The organism is Olsenella sp. KH1P3 (genome assembly GCF_900167315.1).
Classification (GTDB): Bacteria; Actinomycetota; Coriobacteriia; order Coriobacteriales; family Atopobiaceae; genus Olsenella_J; species Olsenella_J umbonata_A.
This window is the reverse complement of sequence record NZ_FUWQ01000002.1, coordinates 101736-123902: the sequence shown is the minus strand read 5'-3', so window position 1 is coordinate 123902 and position 22167 is coordinate 101736. Positions and strand designations below refer to the sequence as shown.

General features: G+C 63.5%; 20 protein-coding genes. 15 read left to right on the top strand and 5 right to left on the bottom strand.

The features are described from left to right. The first annotated feature begins 1 nt into the window (after position 1). Together B5D13_RS02960 and clpX are read left to right on the top strand one after the other, a co-directional pair. Complete coding sequence (locus B5D13_RS02960; RefSeq protein ID WP_078686857.1) at positions 2 to 616, top strand: ATP-dependent Clp protease proteolytic subunit; 615 nt, start codon at positions 2 to 4, stop codon at positions 614 to 616. 35 nt (positions 617 to 651) lie between these two features. Further along, positions 652 to 1941 carry an ATP-dependent Clp protease ATP-binding subunit ClpX gene (gene clpX / locus B5D13_RS02955; protein WP_078686856.1) on the top strand — a complete coding sequence of 430 codons (1290 nt, stop codon included), beginning with the start codon at positions 652 to 654 and terminating at the stop codon, positions 1939 to 1941. A gap of 117 nt (positions 1942 to 2058) precedes the next feature. Here the strand turns inward: clpX and B5D13_RS02950 are convergent, their stop codons facing one another. Beyond that, positions 2059 to 2916: a TatD family hydrolase gene (locus B5D13_RS02950; RefSeq protein WP_078686855.1), complete on the bottom strand. Its 858-nt coding sequence runs from the start codon at positions 2914 to 2916 to the stop codon at positions 2059 to 2061. Further along, the gene (locus tag B5D13_RS02945; protein ID WP_078686854.1) at positions 2913 to 3707 is read right to left on the bottom strand and encodes a tRNA threonylcarbamoyladenosine dehydratase; all 795 of its coding nucleotides are present in this window, start codon (positions 3705 to 3707) and stop codon (positions 2913 to 2915) included. The genes B5D13_RS02950 and B5D13_RS02945 overlap by 4 nt, the downstream gene beginning before the upstream one ends. A gap of 228 nt (positions 3708 to 3935) precedes the next feature. Here B5D13_RS02945 and B5D13_RS02940 point away from each other — a divergent pair, with 228 nt between their 5' ends. The 10 genes from B5D13_RS02940 to B5D13_RS02895 all read left to right on the top strand — a co-directional run bounded on the left by B5D13_RS02940 (position 3936) and on the right by B5D13_RS02895 (position 15964). Next, positions 3936 to 6623, top strand: a complete 2688-nt coding sequence (locus tag B5D13_RS02940; protein ID WP_078686853.1) for a valine--tRNA ligase — start codon at positions 3936 to 3938, stop codon at positions 6621 to 6623. 163 nt (positions 6624 to 6786) lie between these two features. Continuing rightward, positions 6787 to 8298, top strand: a complete 1512-nt coding sequence (locus tag B5D13_RS02935; protein WP_078686852.1) for a serine hydrolase domain-containing protein — start codon at positions 6787 to 6789, stop codon at positions 8296 to 8298. A 40-nt stretch (positions 8299 to 8338) separates the two neighbouring features. Then, a complete protein-coding gene (locus B5D13_RS02930) occupies positions 8339 to 8935 on the top strand; it encodes a 5-formyltetrahydrofolate cyclo-ligase (RefSeq protein ID WP_159443975.1) in 597 nt (198 codons plus the stop codon). A gap of 164 nt (positions 8936 to 9099) precedes the next feature. Further along, positions 9100 to 10773 carry a formate--tetrahydrofolate ligase gene (locus B5D13_RS02925; protein WP_078686850.1) on the top strand — a complete coding sequence of 558 codons (1674 nt, stop codon included), beginning with the start codon at positions 9100 to 9102 and terminating at the stop codon, positions 10771 to 10773. 59 nt (positions 10774 to 10832) lie between these two features. Then, entirely contained in the window at positions 10833 to 11462 is a 630-nt protein-coding gene (locus B5D13_RS02920) for a cyclodeaminase/cyclohydrolase family protein (protein WP_078686849.1), read from the top strand. Further along, positions 11462 to 12316 carry a bifunctional 5,10-methylenetetrahydrofolate dehydrogenase/5,10-methenyltetrahydrofolate cyclohydrolase gene (locus B5D13_RS02915; RefSeq protein ID WP_180363889.1) on the top strand — a complete coding sequence of 285 codons (855 nt, stop codon included), beginning with the start codon at positions 11462 to 11464 and terminating at the stop codon, positions 12314 to 12316. Before B5D13_RS02920 ends, B5D13_RS02915 begins: the two co-directional genes overlap by 1 nt. A 1-nt stretch (position 12317) precedes the next feature. After that, positions 12318 to 12902 carry a GTP cyclohydrolase I FolE gene (folE, locus tag B5D13_RS02910; protein ID WP_078686848.1) on the top strand — a complete coding sequence of 195 codons (585 nt, stop codon included), beginning with the start codon at positions 12318 to 12320 and terminating at the stop codon, positions 12900 to 12902. Positions 12903 to 12927: 25 nt separating this feature from the next. Further along, positions 12928 to 14349: a bifunctional folylpolyglutamate synthase/dihydrofolate synthase gene (locus tag B5D13_RS02905; RefSeq protein WP_078686847.1), complete on the top strand. Its 1422-nt coding sequence runs from the start codon at positions 12928 to 12930 to the stop codon at positions 14347 to 14349. 177 nt (positions 14350 to 14526) lie between these two features. Further along, the gene (locus B5D13_RS02900; RefSeq protein ID WP_078686846.1) at positions 14527 to 14958 is read left to right on the top strand and encodes a zinc ribbon domain-containing protein; all 432 of its coding nucleotides are present in this window, start codon (positions 14527 to 14529) and stop codon (positions 14956 to 14958) included. Between the two features lie 304 nt (positions 14959 to 15262). Next, positions 15263 to 15964: a gamma-glutamyl-gamma-aminobutyrate hydrolase family protein gene (locus tag B5D13_RS02895; protein ID WP_078686845.1), complete on the top strand. Its 702-nt coding sequence runs from the start codon at positions 15263 to 15265 to the stop codon at positions 15962 to 15964. A gap of 36 nt (positions 15965 to 16000) precedes the next feature. Here B5D13_RS02895 and B5D13_RS02890 read toward each other — a convergent pair whose 3' ends face one another. Beyond that, positions 16001 to 16780 (bottom strand): HD domain-containing protein, encoded by a 780-nt coding sequence (locus B5D13_RS02890; RefSeq protein ID WP_159443974.1) that lies wholly within the window; start codon positions 16778 to 16780, stop codon positions 16001 to 16003. A 385-nt stretch (positions 16781 to 17165) separates the two neighbouring features. Here B5D13_RS02890 and thrS point away from each other — a divergent pair, with 385 nt between their 5' ends. The 3 genes from thrS to B5D13_RS02875 all read left to right on the top strand — a co-directional run bounded on the left by thrS (position 17166) and on the right by B5D13_RS02875 (position 20519). Beyond that, positions 17166 to 18935 (top strand): threonine--tRNA ligase, encoded by a 1770-nt coding sequence (thrS, locus tag B5D13_RS02885; protein ID WP_078686843.1) that lies wholly within the window; start codon positions 17166 to 17168, stop codon positions 18933 to 18935. 117 nt (positions 18936 to 19052) lie between these two features. Continuing rightward, positions 19053 to 19829, top strand: coding sequence for a PLP-dependent transferase (locus tag B5D13_RS02880; protein ID WP_078686842.1), 777 nt, complete (start codon positions 19053 to 19055; stop codon positions 19827 to 19829). Positions 19830 to 19907: 78 nt separating this feature from the next. After that, positions 19908 to 20519: a hypothetical protein gene (locus B5D13_RS02875; RefSeq protein WP_078686841.1), complete on the top strand. Its 612-nt coding sequence runs from the start codon at positions 19908 to 19910 to the stop codon at positions 20517 to 20519. Positions 20520 to 20682: 163 nt separating this feature from the next. On the opposite strand, the gene B5D13_RS02870 is transcribed toward B5D13_RS02875, so the two are convergent. Together B5D13_RS02870 and thyA are read right to left on the bottom strand one after the other, a co-directional pair. Further along, positions 20683 to 21201, bottom strand: a complete 519-nt coding sequence (locus tag B5D13_RS02870; RefSeq protein WP_078686840.1) for a dihydrofolate reductase — start codon at positions 21199 to 21201, stop codon at positions 20683 to 20685. A 112-nt stretch (positions 21202 to 21313) separates the two neighbouring features. After that, entirely contained in the window at positions 21314 to 22162 is an 849-nt protein-coding gene (gene thyA, locus B5D13_RS02865; RefSeq protein ID WP_078686839.1) for a thymidylate synthase, read from the bottom strand. Positions 22163 to 22167: the final 5 nt, after the last annotated feature.

Below are 22167 nucleotides of genomic sequence, written 5' to 3'. Positions count from 1 at the left end.
TATGCACAATCCCATCAACACTCCGCTTATTCCGTATGTCGTCGAGCAAACGCCCCGTGGCGAGCGCAGCTACGACATCTACTCCCGCCTTCTGAACGACCGCATCGTCTTCCTCGGCGAGGAGATTACGCGCGACTCCGCCAACCTTGTGATCGCGCAGCTCCTGCACCTCGAGAGCCAGGACCCCGACAAGGACATCTCTCTCTACATCGACTCTCCTGGCGGAGAGGTCTACGCCGGTCTCGGCATCCTTGACACGATGAACTTCATCAAGCCGGACGTCTCCACCATTTGCGTGGGCATGGCTGCCTCGATGGCCTCCGTCCTTCTCGCCGCAGGCACCCCCGGCAAGCGCCTTGCGCTGCCCAACTCCATGGTCCTCATCCACCAGCCGCTCTCCGGCGCGCAGGGCCAGCAGACCGACATCCAGATTGTGGCGGACGAGACGAAGTACATTCGCCAGCATCTCAATGGCCTTCTCGCGCAGTATACTGGTCAGTCCGTGGAGAAGATCAACGCCGACACCGAGCGTGACAACTACATGCGCGCACAGGAGGCTATGGAGTACGGCCTGGTCGACAAGGTGATTGCTTCTCGCACGGAGCAGGTCGACTAGTTTTTTCTGAGCTTTATCTCTATAGGAGAAGGTACATGCCGACAAACGACAACAATACGCCCGAGATGCGCTGCTCCTTCTGCGGCAAGACCCGCAGCCAGGTGCGCAAGCTCATCCAGGGGCCCAACGGCGTCTTCATCTGCGACGAGTGCGTTGGCGAGTGCGCGGACATCATTTCTGACGATGACGCGAGCATCGCCGGCATACAGGAGGAAACCTCCCAGCAGCCCCTCCAGAACCTTCCGACGCCGCATGAGATCTACGACGAGCTGTCGCAGTACGTCATGGGCCAGGAGGCGGCCAAGCGCGCGATGAGCGTCGCCGTCTACAACCACTATCGACGCATTATGCAGGGCGACTCCGGCGTGAATGCCGACGGCGAGGAGGTTGAGCTCGCGAAGAGCAACATTCTCCTGCTTGGACCGACCGGCACGGGCAAGACGCTGCTCGCGCAGACGCTTGCCCGATTCCTGGAGGTTCCCTTCGCCATCGCCGACGCCACCACCCTCACCGAGGCTGGCTATGTGGGCGAGGACGTCGAGAACATCCTGCTCAAGCTCATTACGGCAGCCGACGGTGACGTCTCGCGTGCCGAGGTCGGCATCGTCTACATCGACGAGATCGACAAGATTGCCCGCAAGGCCGAGAACCTCTCGATCACGCGTGACGTGTCGGGCGAGGGCGTCCAGCAGTCGCTCCTCAAGATTCTCGAGGGCACCGAGGCAAGCGTTCCGCCTCAGGGCGGTCGAAAGCACCCGCAGCAGGAGCTCATCCGCATCAACACGGACAACATCCTGTTCATCTGCGGCGGCGCCTTCGTCGGCCTCGACAAGATCGTCGCCGATCGCATCGGCAAGAAGGGCATCGGCTTCAATGCCGAGCTCAACAAGAAGGTCGAGGAGAACCAGGACGAGCTCATCTCGAAGGTCATGCCCCAGGACCTGCACAAGTTCGGCATGATCCCCGAGTTCATCGGCCGCATCCCCGTCATCACCTCTACCAAGGAGCTGACCGAGGACGACCTGGTCGAGATTCTGACCAAGCCTAAGAATGCGATTGTCAAGCAGTACAAGCGCATGTTCGAGATCGAGGGCGTCGACCTGGAGTTTCAGGAGGAGTCGCTGCGCGAGATGGCCAGGCAGGCAATCAGTCGCAACACCGGCGCCCGCGGCCTGCGTGCGATCTGCGAGTCCACGCTCGAGGCCACGATGTTCGATTTGCCCAGCGACCTTGAGATCACGAAGGTCATCGTCACGCCCGAGTCCGTCGGCGGAAACGAGTCGCCGCAGATCGTGCGTCACACGGAAAGCGAGAAGCGCGCCTAGTCGTCGCCGAATGCGCAACGAACGAGGGGGGGTCGGACTCAGTCCGGCTCCCTTTGCCATGCGCGTATGCGCCATGGGTTTGCTCCCCCGGGGGGTCGTGCCCCTCTCCCCTGGGTTTCACCTCCGTGCGTAGTGGCCTTGCTGTGCCTGGCTGGCAGGGGAGAAGAGCCTGCACGCGTTGCCCACGATGGCCTCGGCGAGCTCCGCCTCGTCCATGTCGCGGATCTTGCCGAGTGCGGAGATGGTGCGCTCGATCGAGTCCGCGACGGCCCGCGCTGAGAAGGGCTCGCCCTCCTCGGGAGGAAGGTCCGTCTCGGTGAGGAGGCGCTCGATTGGGATCTGCCGCGCGTACTCGCGGCCTCGACGCGTCTTGAGCATCATCTCGTTCACCGAGAACCAGAGGCCGGAGCGGACGGCGCGCGTGAGCTCGTCGCTCGTGCCGCTGAACCAGTGGAAGACGGGTCGGCAGGTCGCGAGGCAGCCCGTCTCCTCCAGTATGTCGAGGGCGAGCGTGGCCCCGCGGACCGAGTGAATCGAGATGACGGTGGGAGAGCCGCTCTTTCGCGCGGAACGTGCGGCGGCCTGACAGACCCGCTCGAAGGCCTGCGCCTGGATGTCGCGAGACCCTTCTGGTACATGGTGCGGCGAAAGGTCGATGCCCACCTCACCCACCCAGGATGACCCCTCAGCGAGGCTGCAGGCTGCGTCCACGGCCCTCCCGTCCGCTCGGCCATCGGCTACCCACCAGGGATGAAGCCCCGGCGCGACCCGAACGTTCGGTTGGTTCGCGAGTACGTGCGCGAGCGAACGGTATCCTTCGGGCCCAATGGTCGTCGCCAAGATGGAGAGCCCGATCTTCCGGGCGTCCTCGGCCACCTCGGTAGCGTTCGTCATGAAGTCGAGGTGGCAGTGCGCGTCGAAGAGCCGCGTGCCCTCGGGCGGGAACGCGGCGTTGTCTTTCGTCGCGTCGCTCATAGCGGCTTCTGCACGTCGAGTTCGTTGGAGAGGCCGGCCAGCTCGCAGATCACGCGGCCGGCGATCATCATGCCCATGATGGGCGGCATGTAGCTCATGGTGCCCAGCGTCACGCCCTTCTGTGGGCGCGAGCCGTCCTCGGGCAGCTCGCGCCTACGAGGCGTGACGGGGAGGGGCACCTCCGACGAGTAGAGCACCTGGAGTCCCCTGATGCCGCGCTTGCGGCACTCCTTGCGCACTACCTTGCAGAGGGGGTCCGACTTGGTCTTCTCGATGGTCGAGAAGCGCAGGCGCTCCGGGTTGAGCTTGTTTGCCCCGCCCATGCTCGAGATCTCGGGCAGCCCCTCGTCCTGGCACCACTGCGCGACGATGAGCTTTTGGCTGACCGTGTCGATCGCGTCGACGACGTAGTCGGGACGGGGAAGCGCTGCGAGCGTCGGTACGAGGTTCTCCTTCGAAAGGAACTTGTGGACCAGGGTCAGCTTGCACTCGGGGTTGATGTCGGCGATGAGCTCGGCCATGACCTCGGTCTTTGGCCGGCCAACCGTGGAGTGGAAGGCCACGGCCTGGCGGTTGATGTTCGACGGCGCCACAACGTCGCGGTCGACAAGGACGAGCTCTCCCACCCCGCCGCGCGCCAGCGCCTCGGCGCAGTTGGAGCCGACGCCTCCGATGCCCAAGATCATGACGCGCGCGTTCTGCACGCGCTCGAGCGCCTCGTCTCCCATGACGATGCGCAGGCGGTCGGTCGGGCTCTCCTGTGCTTCGGCGGGCAGCGTGTCTTCGGTCATGCAGGGCTCCTCGGGTGGTCGGTCATGCTCTTCTCGCCCATGGTAGCACGCGCTTTTCTGTAGTCCTAACTCTATGTTTCGATGTGGCCCGCCTGGCGAGGCTTGCGTGCTATTCTCATTACTTGGCTGCGTCGTGCAGCCGTTTTGCAACCCAGCCGGGCAGAGGCGCGCGCTCATGACACGAGTGCCCACACCGTCTGTCGGGCGCGTACTAAGGCGGTCATTACCGTGGAAGAAATGCCTAAGAACTACGATCCTCAGTCGGCAGAGCCCGAGCTCATCGATAAGTGGATGAGCGCCGGATGCTACCAGCGCAGCAAGGGAGTGGGGGACTGCACTGTCGTAATCCCGCCGCCCAACGTTACGGGCATCCTGCACATGGGCCACGCGATGGACGACACCATCCAGGACACCTTCATCCGCTACAACCGCATGCGCGGCCGCTCGACCCGCTGGATTCTGGGCACCGACCATGCTGGCATCGCGACTCAGACCAAGGTCGACAAGAAGCTCAAGAGCGAGGGCATTTCCCGCCTCGAGATTGGCCGTGAGAAGTTCCTCGACGCCTGTTGGGACTGGACCCACGAGTACGGTGGAACGATCGTCAGCCAGATCAAGCGCATGGGATGCTCCATCGACTTCGACGACGAGAAGTTTACGATGAGCCCCGAGTTCTCGAAGGCCGTCCGCAGGGTCTTCGTCGACTGGTACCACGACGGCCTGATCTATCGCGGCAAGCGCATCGTCAACTGGTGCCCCCATTGTCGCACGGCCATTTCTGACGACGAGGCCGAGTACCACGACGAGAAGGGCCACCTCTGGTTCCTTCGCTACCCGCTGGTCGAGCCCGTCGACGGCATCGAGTACATCACCGTCGCGACGACCCGTCCCGAGACGATGCTCGGCGACACTGGCATCGCGGTGAGTCCCTCCGACCCCGAGAAGCAGAAGCTCATCGGCAAGAAGGTCATGCTCCCGATCGTCAACCGCGAGATAGAGATCTTCTCCGACTGGCACGTCGACGCCAACTTTGGCACCGGCTTCGTCAAGGTCACGCCCGCCCACGACCCCAACGACTACGCCATGGGCCAGACGCACGACCTCGAGCAGATCAACATCTTCGACGAGACCGCCCACGTGGTGGACGGCTACGGCGAGTTTAGCGGAATGGACCGCGACGAGTGCCGCGAGGCCGTCGTCGCTTGGTTCGACGAGCACGGCCTGCTCGACCACATCGAGGAGCTCGACCACTCCGTCATGCACTGCTATCGCTGCGACACGGCGCTCGAGCCGTGGCTGAGCGAGCAGTGGTTCGTCGCCGTCGACAAGCTCAAGGAGCGCGCGACCGAGGTCGTGAAGAGCGGCGAGGTGACCTTCCACCCCGAGCGTTGGACCCAGACCTACCTCACCTGGATGGAGAACCTCAAGGACTGGTGCATCAGCCGTCAGCTCTGGTGGGGCCACCGCATCCCCGTGTTCTATTGCGAGGACTGCGGCTGGGAAGACGCACTTATGGAGGACACCGACGTCTGCCCGAAGTGCGGAGGCCACCACGTTCACCAGGACGAGGATGTCCTTGACACGTGGTTCTCCTCGCAGCTGTGGACCTTTGCCACCCAGGGCTGGCCTGACGACAACGAGGAGCTCGCCCAGCACCACCCGACCAAGGTCCTCGTCACCGCGCGCGACATCATCGCGCTGTGGGTCGCCCGCATGATCATGAGCTCGCTCTACTTCACGGACCAGATTCCGTTCCACGACGTGTATATCTACGCGACCATCCTGGCGAAGGACGGAAGCCGCATGTCGAAGTCGAAGGGCAACGGCGTCAACCCCATGGACCTCATGGAGAAGTACGGTGCGGACGCTATGCGCTACAACCTGCTGACACTCATCACCAACAACCAGGACGTCAAGTTCGATGCCAACATCGACAAGAAGACGAGGGAGCTCATCGACAGCCCGCGTACCGAGCAGGCCAGGTCGTTCGTCACCAAGATCTGGAATGCCAGCCGCTTCGTCCAGATGAACCTCGAGGGTTATGTCCCGGGCGACCCGAAGGCAGAGACGCCCGAGGACGCCTGGATGCTCTCCCGCCTCGCGAAGGTCGTCGCCGAGTCGACCGAGCAGCTTGAGAGCTACAACTTCGGTGACTACTCTCGCAACATCCAGTCCTTCTTCTGGGGTGAGGTCTGCGACTGGTACATCGAGCTGTGCAAGGGCCGCCTCCTGGACGGCACGCCCGACGAGAAGCTGCAGGTCCAGCGCAACCTCGTGTTCGTTCTCGATGCATCTATGCGCCTTCTGCACCCGGTCATGCCGTTCGTCACCGAGAGCGTCTGGGACGCCCTGCCGGCCTCCGGCCTCGACGACCATGACGCGCAGTTCCTCATGGTCGCCAAGTGGCCCGAGCCTGCCGACTTCGCCGGGTTCGTCAACGACAAGGCAGAGCACGACTTCGACCTTGCTAGGCGCGTCGTTTCCGCGGTTCGCTCCACGCGCGCCCGCTACCGCCTGTCTCCCAAGGCCGAGCTCGCGGTCGCGGTTCGCTGCTCCCAGGAGGACGCTGACGTCCTCGCTGCCCAGGATGCCTTCATTCGCTCCGTCGGCCGCGTGAGCGCGCTCGCCGTGTCCGACGGCCAGGAGAAGCCCGAGGGATCGGTCAGCGCCGCCGACGGCACCCTCGAGATCTTTGTCGAGCTCGGTGGTCTTGTAGATCTCGCCGCAGAGGCGAAGCGCCTGGAGAAGGAGCTCGCGAAGGCCGAGAAGGACCTCGCCTCCGTCTCGAGGACCCTTGGCAACGCCGGCTTCGTCGCAAAGGCCGCTCCCGCCGTCATCGAGAAGAAGCGCGCCCAGCAGGCCGAGCTCGAGCAGACCATCGCTCAGCTCAAGGACCAGATCTCCGACTTCTCGTAGTCGCGCTGGCTTTCATGGCTAATTGGGGAGGGGGGCTTGGCTCCCCTCCTTTCTTGTTCGTCGAACCGTGGGCATCTGGGGCGACGCTTGCCCCCTCTCGTCCGTGTGCGTATCGTTACGGTAGGTGGTATGGCCGTCGAGCTGGCGAACGGAGGCGCATCCCATGGCCAAGAGGCTTCGTTTCGGGCTGGCCCTCTTTTGCGGGGTCGTCGTCCTTCTTTTCCTGCTGGTTGCCTGTGCGCGCGTCGCGATGCCCGACGGGGCGTTCGTCTCGGCGCTCGAGGCCGACCGCGACGGAAGCGACCAGCCGACCGTTCACGTCACCATGTCTGACGATCACCTTTCCGCGGCGCTCGACGACTACCTCGACCGAAACTTCTCGGCGTCGCGCGTCCCTGGCCTTGCCGTTGCCGTCGTCAGCTCGAAGGGCGTCCGCTACGTCGCGACCTATGGCGACGTGACCGATTCCAGCCAGACCTTCGTCATAGGCTCGCTCTCGAAGTCCTTTACGGGCGTCTGTATCATGCAGCTTGCCGAGCGCGGCCTGGTCCGACTCGACGCCCCCGTGTCGCTCTACGTACCGGAGTATGGGCTCGGAGACGCGGTCACCGTTCGGGATCTTCTTGACCAGACCAGCGGGCTCGGGTACTTCTCGCCCCTCGACGACCTGGGCACACAGGAGGGCGTGGGGACCTTCTCGTACGCAAACGTCAACTACGACCTCCTCGGACGCATCGTCGAGAGGGTCACGGGCCAGTCGTACGCCGACTACCTGCACGAGAACGTGCTCGACCGCCTGCAGATGAACGACTCCTCGATCGACGGCGTCGAGCAGGGGTGCGCCAGCGAGGCGCCAGGACATCGCAGCTGGTTCGGCGTGTACGTCGCAGACGGCTTCCGCCACGGGACCGGCGATGGCGCCTGGGGTGGCCCGGCCTCCGGCTACATACGCTCGAGCGTCAACGACATGGCCAGCTACCTGCGCATGTACCTCAACGGTGGAAGGGACGTCCTCGAGCGGGGCGACATCGACCAGACAGTTCGGGACTGCGCCCTTTTGGGTGACCCCGACTCCGCGTACGCGATGGGCTGGTTCGTGTGCGATGACGATGGAGAGCCCGTTATGGTGCATCCTGGCCAGGTCGAGAACTACGCCGCGCAGATGGTCGTCGTCCCCGGACGAGACCTCGGCATAGTCGTCCTCACGGACTGCGACGACGAGATAGGGGACAACGAGGGCTTTGGCCAGCTCGCTGACGGCGTGTACTCCATCGCCATGGGATATGAGCCCCAGGACGTCGATGCCGGCGGGTCGCTCGGCACCCACGCCATGCTCAACCTTGCCTACCTCGTTGCGGTCGTGGCGGCAGCGGCGCCGCTCGCCCTGCTGAGACGCTGGAAGGCTAAGTGGCTGCGTTCTTCTCGCCCGCGCCTGGTCCTTTGGCTTTGCGTCGCCTTCGAGCACGCCCTCCTCCCGCTGCTGATCTGGTGCTCGTCCGGCCAGATGGGAATGCGCTGGCACGACTTCTGCGACTTCTATCCCGAGCAGGGCCTCGTGATGACCCTGGTGCTTGGTCTGCTCGTCGCGGAAGGCGCGGCGAAGGTCGCCCTGGCCCTTTGGGACCTGCGCGGGAGGCGCAAGGGGGATGGGTCGGAAGAGCCCGCAGGTAGTTGAGTGGTTCCATTTCGTTTCGAACGCCGATGAGGAGCATCGCTTGACGCAAGAAGAAGTGGCCATGAGGAAGCGCGAGGCAAGGGAGAGGTGCCTTGCCCTGAGGTCGTCGCTCGATCCCGCATATCGCATCGCGGCCGACCGAGACATCTCGTGCCACGTGCTTGAGTCGAGCTCGTTCGCCTCGTCGCCGGCGCTGCTCACCTACCTCTCGATGCCTGGCGAGGTCGATACGCGCGCGATAATCGCCGCGGCGCTGGAGGCTGCCAAGGTGGTTGCCCTGCCGCGCTGCGTCCCCGGACGACGCATGGAGTGGCACGTGGTCACGAGTCTGGACGGACTCGTCAGGAGTCGCTTTGGCGTCGAGGAGCCCGACGGAGACCCCGCGACCCTGCTCGATTCGTCCCTCATGGGGCAGGCGCTTGCATTGGTGCCGGGCCTCGCCTTCGACCGCTCGGGCCATAGGCTGGGGTACGGCGGCGGCTACTATGACGTCTTCCTCTCTTCCTTCGAGGGTGCCACGCTGGGGCTTTGCCGCACGGAGCAGCTGGCTGACAGTCTGGCTTCCGCCGGGCTCGTGACGCGCCTCGACCTGCCGGTAGAGGCGGTTGCGACTCCTGCCGGCATACTTCGCCTGTAGGGCACGGGCGAAGGGCGAGGCACTTTTCCGCCGCCCATATTGTTGCGATTGCGGATAGCTTTGCGTCTCGTCCCCTCGTGCCATCGATTGCGGGATAGTATCATTTGTACCGTCGCGCGGCGGCGCCCGGTGTCGCCATACGTTATCCAAGGGGGAGTTGCTAGATGGCAGATTACAAGTCCGACATCGAGATCGCTCAGGAGGCAGAGATGCTTCCCATCTTCGAGGTCGCCAAGAGGGCGGGGCTCGACGAGGACACGCTCGAGCCCTATGGCTACACCAAGGCAAAGGTCGACATCCACTCCCTCAAGGACAAGCCCCTCAAGGGCAAGCTCGTCCTCGTGACCGCCATCAATCCCACTCCCGCGGGAGAGGGCAAGACGACCACCTCCGTAGGACTTGCGGACGCCATGAACAAGATGGGCAAGCAGACGCTGCTGTGCCTGCGCGAGCCCAGTCTCGGGCCCGTCTTCGGCATCAAGGGCGGCGCAGCCGGCGGCGGACACGCGCAGGTCGTCCCGATGGAGGACATCAACCTTCACTTCACGGGCGACTTCCACGCGATCGGCGCCGCCAACAACCTGTGTGCCGCGATGCTCGACAACCACATCAAGCAGGGCAATGCCTTGGGCATCGACCCCCGTCGCGTCGTCTGGAAGCGTTGCGTCGACATGAACGACCGACAGCTGCGCAACGTCGTGGACGGCCTCGGCGGAGTCGCCAACGGCATGCCGCGCGAGGACGGCTTCGACATCACGGTCGCATCCGAGGTCATGGCGGTGTTCTGCCTCGCTACTGACCTGAAGGACCTCAAGGAGCGCCTGTCGCGCATGGTGATCGCCTACACCTTCGACCAGAGGCCGGTCACGGTCGCCGACATCCACGCCGAGGGTGCCATGACCGCGCTGCTCAAGGATGCCATCAAGCCCAACCTGGTGCAGACCCTCGAGAACAACCCCGCCTTCGTGCACGGCGGGCCCTTCGCCAACATCGCGCACGGATGCAACTCCGTGGAGGCCACCACGACTGCCCTCAAGCTCGCGGACTACGTCGTGACCGAGGCGGGCTTCGGCGCCGACCTTGGTGCCGAGAAGTTCCTGGACATCAAGTGCCGCGCGACCGGCCTTGTCCCGAGTGCCGTCGTCCTCGTCGCGACCGTGCGCGCCCTCAAGTACAACGGCGGCGTGCCCAAGGACCAGCTGGCCGATGAGAACCTCGAGGCGCTCGAGGCGGGCATGCCCAACCTGCTCCAGCACGTGTCCAACATCACGGATGTCTACGGCCTGCCCGTCGTCGTCGCCATCAACGCGTTCTCGACTGACACCAAGGCTGAGCTCGACCTAGTCGAGGCCAAGTGCAACGAACTTGGCGTCAACGTCGCGCTTTCCGAGGTCTGGGCCAAGGGCGGCGAGGGCGGAGTCGCACTCGCGGAGGAGGTCGTGCGCCTCTGCGACGAGCCCTCTGACTTCCACTTCTCCTACGAGCTCGACGGCAGCATCGAGGAGAAGGTCGAGGCCATCGCGACTCGCATCTACCACGCCGACGGCGTCGACTTCACGCCCGCCGCGAGAAAGCAGCTCAAGAAGCTCACCGACCTTGGCTATGACAAGCTTCCCATCTGCGTCGCCAAGACCCAGTACTCCTTCACCGACGACCCGAAGAAGCTGGGTGCGCCCAAGGGCTTCAGGATCACGGTGCGTAACCTTCGTGTATCCGCCGGCGCCGGCTTCATCGTTGCGCTGACCGGTGACATCATGACCATGCCGGGCCTTCCCAAGGTTCCTGCCGCCGAGAAGATTGACGTTACCGAGGACGGCAAGATCGTGGGCCTGTTCTAGCCATCGTCGCTCAAACGTTGTTTCGGGCGCCCTGCGGGGCGCCCTTTGCTAGGAGATGTATGCACGAGAGACTGACTGACAAGACGCTTGCGGGCTTTGCCGAGGAGCTTTCTGCGCGCAAGCCCGTCCCGGGTGGTGGTGGCGCCGCCGCCTACGTCGGCACGCTGGGCGTCGCCCTCGGTTCCATGGCGGGCTCGTTCGCGCTTGGAAAGGCGAGCTTGGACCAGTTCCAGGACGACGTGCGGGCCGACCTCGAGGCCGCCGAGCGCGTGAGGGGCAGACTGATCGAGCTGGTCGACGGCGATGCCGCCGCCTACCTTGAGCTATCGCAGGCCTACAAGATGGACCGCGCTGACGCCTCGAGGGCTGACGTGATCGAGCGTGCGACCAAGGGCGCGGCGAAGGTCCCGTTTGCGATGATGCGGGAGATCTGCTCTGCCATCGACCTGATCGAGGATCTCGAGAACAAGGTGAGCCATATGCTCCTCTCGGACATCGGCTGCGGTGCGATCCTCTGCCGATCCGCGCTTGAGGCCGCTAGCCTCTCGGTCTTTGTCAACACCGAGTCGCTGGGCGACAGGGGCTTTGCCCAGAGCCTCGAGGCGGATTGCGCCGACATGCTGGACGACTACGTGCCCCGCGCCGAGGCCATCACGAGGCGAGTGGCGGATCGAATCAGGAGGCACTGATGGAGCTTGAGATGAGGGGGGCGCCGGTCGCCAAGGCCCTTGGGGCCAAGCTTGCCGAGCGCGTCGGGCGCCTTGCAGACGAGGGTGTCGTTCCCACGCTGGCCATGATCCGCGTCGGCGATCGACCCGACGACCTCACCTACGAGCGCGCTGCCACCAAGCGCTGCGAGGGTCTCGGCATGGCCGTGCGCAGAGTTGTTCTTCACCAGGACTGTGCGCAGGAGGAGCTCCTCGGTGCCATTCGCGAGGCAAACTCAGACCCCTCGGTCCATGGCTGCCTGCTCTTCAGGCCCCTTCCAGAGCACCTCGACGAGGCACAGGCCTGCGAGGAGCTCGCGTTCCAGAAGGACGTCGACGGCGTGACGCGTGCCTCCTCCTTTGGCGTGTATGCGTCCCAGAGCCTGGGTTTCTCGCCCTGCACGGCCGAGGCCTGCGTTTGCCTTCTTGATCACTACGATGTTGCGCTCGACGGTGCCCGCGTGACCGTTGTGGGCCGCTCGCTCGTCATCGGCAGGCCCGTGGCGATGTTGCTCCAGGCGCGTGACGCCACGGTCACTCTGTGCCACTCGCACACGGTCGACCTCGCCGGCGCCTGCAGGGAGGCGGACGTCATCGTGGTCGCCACGGGAAGGCCCAACACGCTGCGTCCCGAGCACGTCAGGCCCGGACAGGTCGTCGTGGACGTTGGAATCAACTGGGACGAGGAGAACCAGCGCCTCGTCGGCGACGTCGACTTCGAGGGCATCGCTCCCATCGTCCGCGCCATTACACCCGTGCCGCGCGGCGTGGGCTCCGTCACCACCGCGGTCCTGGCCGAGCACGTTGTCAGGGCTGCCGAAAGGAGCGTTCGCTAGCATGGACAACCAACTTTCGTACAACGCGCTCGACAAGAAGCGCGTCGAGGCCGCCGTTCGCGAGTTCCTACTTGCCATCGGCGAGGACCCGGACCGCGAGGGACTCAGGGGCACCCCTGACCGCGTGGCGCGCGCCTGTGAGGAGATCTTCGGTGGCATGCAGGAGGATCCTGGCGTCTACCTGCGCAAGCAGTTTCACGAGGGCGAGAACGAGGAGATGGTCATCGTCAGGGACATCCCGTTCTCGTCCATGTGCGAGCATCACCTGCTCCCGTTCGTCGGCAAGGCCCACGTTTGCTACATCCCGCGCAAGGGTAGGATCACGGGTCTCTCAAAGATCGCGAGGTGCGTCAACGGCTACGCCAAGCGCCCCCAGCTTCAGGAGCGCCTCACCTCGCAGATCGCCGACGCGATGATGCGCGAGCTCGAGCCCCTGGGCGTCCTCGTGGTCATGCAGGCCGAGCACACCTGCATGACGATGAGGGGCGTTCGCAGCGCGGGAGCGCTCACCGTCACCTCCGCCGTGCGCGGCTGCTTCGATAACCTCAAGACCCGCGAGGAGGCGCTGCGCCTCTTGGGCGTATAGCCTTCCCGGAAGGAGCATTCCCCACATGTACCAGGTTCCATTCGACGTCGAGCCCCTCACCTTCGAGGAGTCGCTGGGCGTCCTTCACTCCGCGCTGCGCTTTGGCATCCAGCCCATGCTCGAGAGCGTCGAGGACATGTTGACCGCCTGCGGCGACCCCGACCTCTGCTTCAAGTGCATCCAGATCTCCGGTACCAACGGCAAGACCTCGACCGCCCGCTACACGGCGGCAATACTGGCGGGGGAGGGGCTCAAGGTCGCACTCTACACCAGTCCCGAGCTCGTAAGCTACAACGAGCGCATGGAGATCTGCGGCGCGCCAATCGCCAGGGACGCCTTCGCCCACGGCATTGCCGTCGCGCGCGAGGCGGGCAGCAGGGTCAACGAGTCTCGCGAGGCGCAGGGCCTGAGGCCCTACGACATCACCGAGTTCGACACGCTGACGGTTGCGGCCATGGTCGCCTTCGCGGAGGCCCAGGTCGACGTTGCCGTGCTGGAATGCGGCATGGGCGGGCGCTGGGACGCGACGAGTGCCGCCAAGTCCATCTGCTCCGTCGCCGTGACCGGCGTCGGCCTCGACCACACGCGCATCCTGGGCGACACCCTCGAGGCTATCGCGGGCGAGAAGGCCGCCATCATCAAGCATGGGCGCACCTGCGTCCTGGGTGTGGGGACCGCTACGCCCGCGAGCGTGGAAGACGTCTTTCTCGACCGCTGCCGGGACGTGGGCGTGACCCCCGTCCTCCTGCGCCCCGACCGCCCCTTTGACGCCGCCGGAGAGCTCAATTCCGGCGAGCTCGCCTTCCATGGCGATCTTCCCAGGGCGGGATACCGCATCAGCCGCTTCCCGGGCCGTATCGGCGGCTCGCTCGTGGTTGACATCAAGACGCCCCTTGCCGAGTACGACGGCGTGAGCGCGCTCAAGCCTAGCTACCAGGCGGCCAACGTGTCCTGCGCCATCGTCCTGAGCGAGCAGTTCCTGGGTCGCCACCTCGATGCTGACGCACTCTTCGACTCGGTTGTGACCTGCCCTACGCCCGGACGTTTCGACGTCGTGCGACCCGAGCCGGTCGGCCTGATTGATGCGTGCCATAACCCCCAGTCGGTTGCCACATTCGTCTCTGCCGTGAGGGGGGTCGAGCCTGACGTCCGGAAGCGCCCTGTTCTTCTCCTTGCCGTCCTTGCCGACAAGGACGTCCGTGGCATCTGCCGCATCCTGGCGCCCGAGTTCCCGCGCTTCGTTGTCACGAAGACGCAGAGTCCCCGCGCGCTTGACGAGTTCGGACTCGCACGGATCCTGCGCGAGGAGGGGGGAGAGGTCGAGGCGACCTACCCCTCCGTTGAGGAGGCCCTCACGGCCCTGAGCGACAGGCCCTTCGTCGCCTGCGGATCCATCACGACGGCCGGGGAGGTCTCTAAGATCCTGCGCGGAAGCGACCGCTGGTAGCCAATCGCCGGAGTTTGTCCCTGCGGCCGCCTCCGCGCTCGCGTGCCGATGAGGTGTGGTGACGCCGTGCCTTGCCCGTTTGGGCACTCGCTTGGGCGCAGGTCTGATACAATTGCTCGAGTTATGGCCTGAGGCCATCAACGGAACCTTTGACGAAGAAGAAAGGTCATCGACGACATGTCTGAGCTTCTCGACCAGTTGATTACCCCTGAAGTGCGCATGGTCCTCTACCTGATGGTCGCGTGCCTCGTTATGCTCTACATCCTCTCGATCGTCTACGTCGTGCGCGATGCGCAGCGCCGTGGAGCCGAGCCCTGGTGGCTCTGGGCCGTTATCTCGGTCATTCCCATCGTCGGCCTTCTTGCCTACGTGATCCTTCGTCCCAGCTCCTACTTGGTTGACCGCGAGGAGCAGGACCTGGACATCGCTCTGCGCGAGCACCAGCTGTCCCACTACGGCATCTGCCCGAAGTGTGGCGCCCCCATCGACCGCGACTTCGTCGTCTGCCCGATCTGCAACACGCAGGTTCGCAACGTCTGCCCGACCTGCCACCGCCCGCTCAACGCGGACTGGAAGGTCTGCCCCTACTGCCGCACCCGCATCCAGTAGAGCCGCAAGCGCATACGCGAATCGATTGAGCCCGCCCTCTGGTGGGCTCTTTTGTTGGGCCGACGTCGCACATGGGGGAAGGGGATCCCTTTCGGGGGCGAGAAGTGCGTGGCCTTCTCGCTCGCATCCCGTCTTGCCTTGTCGCGCCTCCTTGTCGCGCCTCCTTGTCGCGCCTTGCGGCCATCGCTTCTCGTCCTGTGGATAGCGATTGGGAATCGCCGGCCGACGCGTCTCGGCGTTTCGGCAAGCGTTACTATGCAAGCGCACGTTTTGGCAATAGCTAGCGGCCATTGGGAGTACCTGCATGAAGCCTTTGATCGGCCTGACGCCTCTTTACGATTCCGAGCACCCGAACCTCTGGATGCGCGACACCTATCAGGACATCCTTCAGCAGAGCGGGGCAATCCCGGTCGTTCTTTCGTTTGATAGCGACCCCGCGGACGTGGCTGCCATCCTGAGACGTCTCGACGGCATCGTGTTCACGGGTGGGGCGGACGTAAATCCAGCGCTCTACGGCCAAGAGAAGAAGCCGTTCTGCGGCGAAAACGTTGAGCGCCGCGACGTCCTCGAAAAGGAGCTCTTCCAGCAGGCCTATGCGCGCGACATGCCCATCATGGGCATCTGCCGGGGCAGCCAGTTCATCAACGTCATGCTGGGCGGCACCCTGTACCAGGACATACTGACCGAGCGCCCCAACTCCTTCGACCACCGGATGAGGGACCATTTTGACGAGATCTCCCACTGGGTGGAGATCCAGCACGACACGCCCCTGTTTGACGTCGTTGGTTCCGCAACGTTCCCCGTCAACAGCATCCATCACCAGGGAATTCGCGGCCTGTCTCCCTACCTTGAGCCCATGGCCCTCTCGACAGACGGTCTCGTTGAGAGCTTCTACGCGCCGGCCAAGTGCTGCGTGTGGGGCATCCAGTGGCATCCCGAGTTCGCGTTCAAGTCCGAGCCCCGCCAGCGCGAGATCGTCGAGGCCTTCGTCGCGCGCTGCGCGTAGCTGGCATCACGGCGTCGCCTGAGCCCGGTAGGCCTCCTACGTCCGGTCTCGTGCCTCGAGCCACGACGCCATGTGCTTCTCCATCTGTCTGAACGTTGCCTCGGTTGCGGGGTCGTCAAAGGTTCTGGAGAGCATCTCCTGAAGGTGCCCCTGCTCGAGCATAAGGGCGAGACTCGCTGGTCGAGCCAGCTCGTAGGCGAAGCAGATGTGGCCGACTAGCATGTCTGCGGGCTCTCTTCTGATGCCACGGGGGACGCAGCGGTGCCCGTAGAACGTATCCACCACCTCGGGCGTGAGACCGCTCTCGCGCATGTCCTGCGTGGTGACCCCGTATATGTCCTCGATCGGACTGAGGCAGTTCACCTTGAGGATGTCTATCTTGTCCGCGTCCCTCAGGATCTCGCAGTGCAGGCGCGTGCGCGGTGCCAGATTGCCCGGAAGGGCGAGCTCGCTGTGGAGTCCCACCGCGGCGCGCAGCAGGCCGTCGTCGGAGTCGTCTGACACGAAGGACCTTATCGTGCCCCTCTCTCCGAACAGGATCTCGCAGCCTAGATCGGCGTGGCTTACCGACTTTGCGTCCACAAACGTGTCGAAGCGTCTCACCTGCTCGAATCGTCCGATGTCGTGAAGCAGCCCCAGCAGCCAGGCCAGGTCCACCTCGTCCTTGGGCAACCTCTCGGAGCGGGCTATCCTCTCGCTGTTCAGCGCTACCCGAAGCGTGTGCGATAGCTTGAGCGCTATGCGTGGGTTCTTTGGGTCGTAGCGCTCCGTGAACTTCTTGAGGGCCTCTGTCGCCCGGCTGCGGTCGATTTGCATCCTGTTCCTTTCGCTCATTGGCATGAGGTTAGCAGAGCGTGGGGGAGGGCGCGACGCCCCTCGTTTCGCCACGCTGGCTGCGTTCACTCTGTGTTGATATGCGGGCTGGTTGCATCTGTGCAGCTCACGCTTGTGCCAACTGCTATGATGTTGCGCTGTAATGTCGATTGCCACAAAAAGGATTCGTGAGATGTTCCGATCTGCGAACAACGCCACAATCACCTCCTATCCCGTCTTGCGCAAGCTGACGGCCACATGCGGCACTCGAACTCAGACTATCTAGGCGCCTGTCCTTTCACCGGACCCTGCGGGGTCGTGCGACATGCGCCATGCTCCACTTTTCATTTCTCCCACTTGCATCTCACTCTGAGAAAGAGGTTTGTTCATGAAGGTTCTGTTTAACGACGGTCACGTTGACGAGATTCCCCAGGAGGAGGAGCTCCACGTCATCCGCCACTCTGCCGCCCACATCATGGCCCAGGCCATCAAGCGCCTGTACCCCGAGGCCGACTTCGCCTACGGACCTGCGACCGACAACGGCTTCTACTACGACATTGACCTGCCCGAGGGTCAGAAGATTTCCGAGGACGACTTCCCCGCAATCGAGGCGGAGATGAAGAAGATCGTCAAGGAGAACCTCAAGTTCGAGACCTACGAGCTCTCTCGCGAGGACGCCATCAAGCACATGGAGGAGCGAGGCGAGAAGTACAAGGTCGAGCACATCGGCGACCTTGACGAGGACGCACGCATCACGTTCTACAAGCAGGGCGAGTACGTCGACATGTGCGTCGGTCCCCACCTCATGTACACGAAGGCCCTCAAGGCCTTCAAGCTCACCGGCGTCTCCGGCGCGTACTGGAAGGGCGACTCCAACAACAAGATGCTCACCCGCATCAACGGCGTCGCCTTCCGAAACAAGGACGAGCTCACCGAGTACGAGCGCCTGCTCGCCGAGGCCGAGAAGCGCGACCACCGCAAGATCGGCAAAGAGATGGAGCTCTTCATGATGTCGGAGGCCGGCCCCGGCTTCCCCTTCTGGCTTCCCAACGGCATGCGCGTCCGTAACGCCCTCATGCAGTACTGGCAGGAGATGCAGGACAAGTTCGGCTACGAGCAGGTCCAGACGCCGATCATCCTCTCCCGCTCTCTGTGGGAGACCTCCGGTCACTGGGATCACTACAAGGAGAACATGTACACCACGCTCATCGACGACGAGGACTATGCCGTCAAGCCGATGAACTGCCCCGGTGCCTGCCTCATCTACAAGAGCCGTCCCCGCTCCTACCGTGACCTCCCGCTGAAGCTTGCAGAGGCCGGCCTTGACCACCGTCACGAGCTCAAGGGCGCCCTCCACGGCCTCTTCCGCGTCCGCGAGTTCACCCAGGACGATGCCCACCTCTTCATCACTCCCGAGCAGATCACCGATCAGGTCACCGACACCATGCACCTGATTACGGCCTACTACCAGCAGTTCGGCTTCCCCTACAAGGTCGAGCTGTCCACTCGCCCCGAGGACTCCATGGGCTCCGACGAGGACTGGGAGCGTGCGGAGGAGGGTCTCAAGAAGGCTCTCGAGACCATGGGCGTCGAGTACACCCTGAACCCCGGCGATGGCGCGTTCTACGGCCCCAAGATCGACTTCCACCTGCAGGACTGCCTTGGCCGCACCTGGCAGTGCGGAACCATCCAGCTTGACTTCCAGCTGCCCCACAACTTCCAGCTCGAGTACGTCGATTCCGACGGCTCCAAGAAGCAGCCGATCATGATTCACCGCGCCGGCTTTGGCTCCTTCGAGCGCTTCACCGGCATGCTCATCGAGCAATACGAGGGCAAGTTCCCCACCTGGCTCTCTCCCTGCCAGGTCAAGGTCCTTCCCGTTTCCGAGAAGACCCGTGAGTACGCCAACGAGGTCGCATCCAAGCTTCGCGACGCCGGCATCCGCGTGAAGGTCGACGAGCGTGACGAGAAGATCGGTTACAAGATTCGTGAGGCTCGCTCCATCGACCGTGTCCCCTACATGCTGATCCTGGGCGAGAAGGAGAGGGACAACGTCACCGTCTCCGTCCGCGACCGCGCGACGAACGAGACCACCGAGCGTCAGCTTGACGAGTGGCTGCCCGAGCTCCTCGCCGAGATCAAGGAGCGCCGTGGCTAGACTTCGCGCTCTTGCGCTTTAACAAGATTGATGTGCCGGGTCCGACGGTTCGGGCCCGGCATTTCTTTACCCGTGTTCGCGCTTGGAGTAGCGTTTCAGGAGAAGGAGGGGATTTAGATGGGCAATGGCTTCGCCAAATCGGATGCCTGCACGGCCGTGGCGAAGAGGCTAGGTCATGGACGCGTCTTCGTCATTCGGCAGGACGTGGCGTCCGCCTCCGCGACCCTCGAGAGGCTTGTCTCGCCGCTTGTTCGCGATCTGCGTTTTGTCAGTCCCCTGTACGGCACCCCCATCCGCTGTCGCGACCTCAAGGGCGAGGCAGAGCGGGCACGCCAGGGTGGAGTCGCTCTTGCGGCTGACTTGAGCGGACTTACGTCGCTTGGGTGCTTTGCCTTCGTGCGCGGCTGCGACGCCATGGTTGAGGACCTTTCGCCCCTCGGCCCTCGCTTCGGTGGCCTGTGTGCAATTGGCGTGTCCAAGGCATTTCTCGCCCGCCATCGCATCGACGCTGACGCCCTCGTCGCAGGGCTTCCCCTTGCGGCCGAAGTCGATCTTGCGGGGCTTGAGGACGCCGTACTCGCGTTCGACGAGAAGCGGAGGCGCTCTAGTGACGTTGCCCAGGTCGTTGCGACGTATCTTCTGTGTCATCCCCGCGTGAGGCGCGTGTGGTATCCGGGCATCAAGGGCGATGACTCCTTTGCTGCCGCCAGCAACGTCTTGCAGGGAGGCTTTGGCCCGGTTGTCGACTTCGAGGCAGAAGGCGAGCTCGCGAGCGCGGCGCTGCCCACCTGTGTCCAACTTGTTTCCGGAGCGGCAACTGGTACGATTGTGCGTGTTACCTGCATTGATACCGAAGCCTTGGCCTTCGTGGCCGATCTCGAGCGCCTTTTCTGAACGCCGGAAGAACTCATCTGTTAGTATGGAGTAGCAGTATCTGCAATTTGTCAGACCATTGGATAGGAGAAGACTCCCATGAAAACGGGCATTTTGAAGAAGGTCGTGTTCGGCGTTATGGCGTGCGTGCTGTCCCTTGGCGTCGCTGGCGGCCTCTCCGCCTGCGGTGGCAATGCCGAGCAGGTGATCCGCGACGGCATCGACAGCGAGCTCAGCGCCTTCAAAAACCCGACCAAGGAGAACCTCAGCAAGTACGTCGACGAGGACTCCTCCTCTATCTCTCAGATCAAGAGCCTTGGTGTCGATCCGTACGAGTTCCTCGGTCACGTCTTCGACAAGTTCGACTACGAGATTGGCGACATCAAGGTTGACGGTGACACGGCCACTGCCGTCGTGACCGTCAAGAACGTCGACGTTGCTTCTGCACTGGAGGAGACTTCTGAGTACTTCCAGAGCTCCGATAACGCCGCCGAGCTCATGGAGATCTACCAGTCGGATGGCGAGACGGGGCTCTACAAGAAGTTCTTCTCCCAGTTTTACGAGTTCGTCGACGCCAAGGAGGACACGGTCAGCACCGATGTGACCATCCACCTGACCAAGAAGGACAACACCTGGTCCATCGACGACGACAGCATCACCGACCTCGTTAAGGGTGCCTACGGTGGCGCCGACCTCTCCAGTCTCGAGTAGTTCGGGAGGTGGACGCCGCGATTCCTTAAACAAGGAACGTCCAACTCGCTAAGGTAGCAGGTCCTGGCTCGTCTGAGTCAGGACCTGCTCTTGTCGTGCGGCGATTTGCTGGTGAGAAGGGCTTGCCATCGGTGCCGAGGCCGTGGCTCGGCTGTGTCTCCGCCTACCTCACGACCATCTCGTAGCGTAGGAACTCGAAGGGTATGCCTGCCTTCGTCGTGCCTGCGCCCTGACGCTCCGCAAGCGTCCAGTCGTCGGACTCGTCGAGGTTCTGGAAGAAGGCGTCCGGCGCTTCCGTGACGGTATCGTTCATCGTCACGTAGACCTCCTGGCACTGGTTCAGAAGCGCGCGGTAGATGGAGTCACCGCCGATGAGCCAGACCTTTTCGTCATCCTTGGTGAGCTCGATTGCAGCGGTGGGGGAGCAGACCGTCTCCGCCGTCGTCCCCTCTGGCAGGTCGTCGGAATTGGGCAGGACGTACGAGGCGTTCCTGGTGATGATCACGTTGCGACGTCCCTTGAGCGGGCCTCCGGGGAAGCTCTCGTAGGTCTTCCTGCCCATGATGCAGGTGCATCCGCGCGTGAGTTCAACGAAGCGGTGCATGTCCTCCTTGTTGCGGACGAGCAGCTGGCCGTCCTTTCCGATCGCCCAGTCCTTCGTGACGGATACGATTGCGTCCATGTCCCACCTTTCATGATAAGGGGCGCCTTGCGGCGCCCCATGCTGTTGCCTTTTGTCATCTTGTGAGGCTCGTGCGTTTGACACTTGCCCGCCGCCGGTCGGCAATGGCCTGTTAGATGGCGATGGGGATGTTCTTGACCTGCGGGCCGTGCTCGTAACCCTCGACGATGAGGTCGTCGGTCGTGAAGTCGTAGAAGTTCTTGACCTCGGGGTTGAGGCGCACGGTCGGCGCCGGGTGCTTCTCGCGACCGATGAGGTCCTTGATGATGTCGACGTGGCGGTCGTAGATGTGCGCGTCCGAGATCATGTGGACGAGCTCGCCCGGAATCATGTCGCTGACCTGAGCGACCATCATGAGCAGGATGGCGTACTGGCAGACGTTCCAGTTGTTGGCCGCGAGGATGTCCTGGCTGCGCTGGACCAGCAGCAGGTTAAGCGTGGGCTTCTCCTCGTTGGGATCCTGCGTCACGTTGTAGATGACGTTGTAGGCGCAGGGGTAGAGGTTCATCTCGGAGAGGTCCGCGAAGGTGTAGAGGTTCGTGATGATCCTACGGGAATAGGGGTTCTCGCGCAGGTCCTTCAGGACGCGGTCCATCTGGTCATAGTCGCCGTCGGGGTAGTGCGAGACCTGACCGACCTGATAGCCGTAGGCCTTGCCGATCGAGCCGGACTCGTCTGCCCATTCGTCCCAGATGTGGGAGTGGAGGTCGTTGATGTTGTTCGACTTCTTCTGGTAGATCCAGAGGATCTCGTCCATCGCGCTCTTGAGCGCAGTTCGCCTCAGCGTCAGCGCGGGAAACTCCTCACGCAGGTCATAGCGGTTGCATACGCCGAACTTCTTGATGGTGTAGGCGGGCGTTCCGTCCTCCCAGTGCGGGCGGACCTTCTGCCCCTCCGTCGTCGTGCCGTTCTCGATGATATCGGAGCACATCGAGATGAAGATGTCATCAGCCTTGCTCATGCGCA

Excerpts from the sequence above, each read along its gene's own strand:
- B5D13_RS02960 (WP_078686857.1), top strand. The coding sequence starts at position 2 with ATGCACAATCCCATCAACACTCCGCTTATTCCGTATGTCGTCGAGCAA.
- clpX (WP_078686856.1), top strand. The coding sequence starts at position 652 with ATGCCGACAAACGACAACAATACGCCCGAGATGCGCTGCTCCTTCTGC.
- B5D13_RS02950 (WP_078686855.1), bottom strand. The coding sequence starts at position 2,916 with ATGAGCGACGCGACGAAAGACAACGCCGCGTTCCCGCCCGAGGGCACG.
- B5D13_RS02945 (WP_078686854.1), bottom strand. The coding sequence starts at position 3,707 with ATGACCGAAGACACGCTGCCCGCCGAAGCACAGGAGAGCCCGACCGAC.
- B5D13_RS02935 (WP_078686852.1), top strand. The coding sequence starts at position 6,787 with ATGGCCAAGAGGCTTCGTTTCGGGCTGGCCCTCTTTTGCGGGGTCGTC.
- B5D13_RS02925 (WP_078686850.1), top strand. The coding sequence starts at position 9,100 with ATGGCAGATTACAAGTCCGACATCGAGATCGCTCAGGAGGCAGAGATG.
- B5D13_RS02920 (WP_078686849.1), top strand. The coding sequence starts at position 10,833 with ATGCACGAGAGACTGACTGACAAGACGCTTGCGGGCTTTGCCGAGGAG.
- B5D13_RS02915 (WP_180363889.1), top strand. The coding sequence starts at position 11,462 with ATGGAGCTTGAGATGAGGGGGGCGCCGGTCGCCAAGGCCCTTGGGGCC.
- folE (WP_078686848.1), top strand. The coding sequence starts at position 12,318 with ATGGACAACCAACTTTCGTACAACGCGCTCGACAAGAAGCGCGTCGAG.
- B5D13_RS02905 (WP_078686847.1), top strand. The coding sequence starts at position 12,928 with ATGTACCAGGTTCCATTCGACGTCGAGCCCCTCACCTTCGAGGAGTCG.
- B5D13_RS02900 (WP_078686846.1), top strand. The coding sequence starts at position 14,527 with ATGTCTGAGCTTCTCGACCAGTTGATTACCCCTGAAGTGCGCATGGTC.
- B5D13_RS02895 (WP_078686845.1), top strand. The coding sequence starts at position 15,263 with ATGAAGCCTTTGATCGGCCTGACGCCTCTTTACGATTCCGAGCACCCG.
- B5D13_RS02890 (WP_159443974.1), bottom strand. The coding sequence starts at position 16,780 with ATGCAAATCGACCGCAGCCGGGCGACAGAGGCCCTCAAGAAGTTCACG.
- thrS (WP_078686843.1), top strand. The coding sequence starts at position 17,166 with ATGAAGGTTCTGTTTAACGACGGTCACGTTGACGAGATTCCCCAGGAG.
- B5D13_RS02880 (WP_078686842.1), top strand. The coding sequence starts at position 19,053 with ATGGGCAATGGCTTCGCCAAATCGGATGCCTGCACGGCCGTGGCGAAG.
- B5D13_RS02875 (WP_078686841.1), top strand. The coding sequence starts at position 19,908 with ATGAAAACGGGCATTTTGAAGAAGGTCGTGTTCGGCGTTATGGCGTGC.
- B5D13_RS02870 (WP_078686840.1), bottom strand. The coding sequence starts at position 21,201 with ATGGACGCAATCGTATCCGTCACGAAGGACTGGGCGATCGGAAAGGAC.
- thyA (WP_078686839.1), bottom strand. The coding sequence starts at position 22,162 with ATGAGCAAGGCTGATGACATCTTCATCTCGATGTGCTCCGATATCATC.